We start from the raw sequence: 2,904 nt of genomic DNA, 5'->3' as shown, positions 1-2,904 counted from the left end.
CCCTGGCTCGATAGGATGGCAAACTGTTCGCGATGTCCTCGCACACCTGTTCGCGATGTCCCCAGTCCAAACAAAGGGGAGAAGGAAAGGGGCGCCGCGCGAGGCCTCAATCCGACGCATTGTCTTATCTGGCGGGAAACCCGGCGCAATCATTCGCCAAATTGCGCGTGGCGGCGGAAGATCGACAAGAAATTTCGCCGACATATCTTCATCTTGGCAAGTGCAGGCTGGCGCGTCGCTGGCCTGAAGCCCTGCCCGACGAATTGGCACTGGTCTGGCGGTGTGCAAATATCGCGCCGGGCAACATGGGAGGACGAAGGTCATGGCCGAAACAGGAATGTTGCGCTTCCACGTGCCGGAACCCGAGGTGCGGCCGGGCGGGACGCCGGATTTCTCTGATGTGACCATCGCCAAGGCCGGCTCGGTGCCGCGCCCGGAGATCGAGGTCGATCCGCGCGACATCCGCGACATGGCTTTCTCGATCATCCGCGTGCTCAACCGCGCCGGCGAGGCGGTCGGACCATGGGCCGGGCTGCTTTCCGACGACGAGTTGCTGGAAGGGCTGCGCCACATGATGACGCTGCGCAGCTTCGACGCGCGCATGCAGATGGCGCAGCGCCAGGGCAAGACCTCTTTCTACATGCAGCATCTCGGCGAAGAGGCGGTGAGTTGCGCCTTCCGCAAGGCGCTGGCGTCGGGCGACATGAACTTTCCGACCTATCGGCAGGCCGGGCTGCTCATCGCCGACGGCTATCCGATGGTCACAATGATGAACCAGATCTATTCGAACGAGGCCGATCCGCTGAAGGGGCGGCAGCTGCCGATCATGTATTCGTCGAAGGAGCACGGCTTCTTCTCGATCTCCGGAAATCTGGCAACGCAATATATCCAGGCGGTCGGCTGGGCGATGGCTTCGGCGATCAGCAATGATTCGAAGATCGCCGCCGCCTGGATCGGCGATGGTTCGACGGCCGAGTCCGATTTCCATTCGGCGCTGGTGTTCGCCTCGACCTACAAGGCGCCGGTCGTGCTCAATGTCGTCAACAACCAGTGGGCGATCTCGACTTTTCAGGGCATCGCCCGGGGCGGCTCCGGCACTTTCGCCGCCCGCGGTCTCGGTTTCGGCATTCCCTCGCTGCGGGTCGACGGCAACGATTATCTGGCCGTCCATGCGGTGGCTAAATGGGCGGCCGAGCGCGCGCGGAAAAATCTCGGGCCGACGCTGGTCGAATATGTCACCTACCGCGTCGGCGCGCATTCGAGCTCGGACGATCCGTCGGCCTACCGGCCGAAGGCCGAGTCCGACGCATGGCCGCTCGGCGACCCGATCGTCAGGCTGAAAAACCACCTCATCCAGCGCGGCGTCTGGTCGGACGAACGCCACACCCAGGCCGAGGCGGAAATCCTCGAAACGGTGATCGCGGCGCAAAGGGAGGCCGAGCGCCACGGCACGCTGCATGCGGGCGGCAAGCCCTCGGCGCGCGACATGTTCGAGGGAGTCTATGCCGAGATGCCGCCGCATCTCAGGCGCCAACGCCAGCAGGCAGGGGTCTGACCATGCCAAGGCGGACCATGATCGAAGCGATCCGCGACGCCATGGACGTGTCGATGGCGCGCGACGAACGCGTCATCGTGTTCGGCGAGGATGTCGGCTTTTTCGGCGGCGTCTTTCGCTGCACGCAAGGATTGCAGGCGAAATACGGCAAAAGCCGCTGCTTCGATACGCCGATCAGCGAATCCGGTATCGTCGGCTCGGCTATCGGCATGGCCGCCTACGGCCTGAAACCTTGCGTCGAGGTGCAGTTTGCCGACTATGTCTATCCGGCCTATGACCAGATCGTCTCGGAGGCGGCGCGGCTGCGCTACCGCTCGAACGGCGATTTCACCTGCCCGATCGTGGTCAGGATGCCGACCGGCGGCGGCATTTTTGGCGGCCAGACCCACAGCCAGAGCCCGGAGGCTCTATTCACGCATGTCTCCGGCCTGAAGGTCGTCGTGCCGTCCAACCCGAACGACGCCAAGGGCCTTTTGATCGCGGCGATAGAGGATCCCGACCCGGTGATCTTCCTGGAGCCGAAGCGGCTCTACAACGGTCCGTTCGACGGCCATCACGAGCGCCCGGTGACGCCGTGGTCGAAGCATGAGCTCGGCGAGGTCGCGGACGGGCATTACACGGTCCCGCTCGGCAAGGCGGTGATCCGCCGGCCGGGTGCCGATGTCACCGTGCTTGCCTATGGCACGATGGTCTATGTCGCCGAGGCGTCGGCCGAGGAGACCGGCATCGACGCCGAGATCATCGATCTCCGGACGCTGCTGCCGCTCGATCTCGAGACGATCGTCGGCTCGGTGAAAAAGACGGGCCGCTGCGTGATCGTGCACGAGGCGACGCTGACATCCGGGTTCGGTGCCGAACTTTCGGCGCTGGTACAGGAGAACTGCTTCTATCATCTGGAAGCGCCGGTGGCGCGGGTCGCCGGCTGGGACACGCCCTATCCGCATGCGCAGGAGTGGGACTATTTTCCCGGTCCGGCCAGGCTCGGCCGAGCGCTCGTTGAAACGATGGAGGCCTGACGATGATGGGCGAATATGTGATCAAGCTGCCCGATGTCGGCGAAGGCGTCGCCGAGGCCGAGCTCGTCGAATGGCAGGTCAAGGTCGGCGATTTCGTGCGCGAGGACGCGGTGCTGGCCGCAGTCATGACCGACAAGGCGACGGTCGAGATTCCGTCGCCGGTCGATGGCGAAATCGTCTGGCTGGGTGCGGAGATCGGCGACACGGTGGCGATCGGTTCGCCCATTGTACGCTTGAAAGTGGCCGGCGAGGGCAATGTGGGTGCTGGTGCGAAGTCGTCGGGAGGTAAGGCGAAAGCTACCGGCGCTACCCCCACCGAAGCTACCCCCGCCC

3 protein-coding genes are annotated in these 2,904 nt (G+C 64.3%); all 3 read left to right on the top strand.

Going from position 1 to position 2,904, the window contains the following annotated elements:
* Positions 1-322 precede the first annotated feature (322 nt).
* The gene (locus AC0L3N_RS33700) at positions 323-1,555 is read left to right on the top strand and encodes a thiamine pyrophosphate-dependent enzyme (RefSeq protein ID WP_123148724.1); all 1,233 of its coding nucleotides are present in this window, start codon (positions 323-325) and stop codon (positions 1,553-1,555) included.
* A 2-nt stretch (positions 1,556-1,557) separates the two neighbouring features.
* On the top strand, positions 1,558-2,571 hold the full coding sequence (locus AC0L3N_RS33695; RefSeq protein WP_473551985.1) for an alpha-ketoacid dehydrogenase subunit beta: 1,014 nt from the start codon (positions 1,558-1,560) through the stop codon (positions 2,569-2,571).
* A 5-nt stretch (positions 2,572-2,576) separates the two neighbouring features.
* A partial coding sequence (locus AC0L3N_RS33690) for a biotin/lipoyl-containing protein (protein ID WP_473551984.1) occupies positions 2,577-2,904 on the top strand: 328 nt, incomplete at its 3' end.

It is taken from the genome of Mesorhizobium sp. WSM4807 (assembly GCF_055811615.1).
The sequence above is the reverse complement of the archived record's forward strand: the minus strand, read 5'-3'. Positions and strand labels throughout refer to the sequence as shown.

Excerpts from the sequence above, each read along its gene's own strand:
- AC0L3N_RS33695 (WP_473551985.1), top strand. The coding sequence starts at position 1,558 with ATGCCAAGGCGGACCATGATCGAAGCGATCCGCGACGCCATGGACGTG.
- AC0L3N_RS33700 (WP_123148724.1), top strand. The coding sequence starts at position 323 with ATGGCCGAAACAGGAATGTTGCGCTTCCACGTGCCGGAACCCGAGGTG.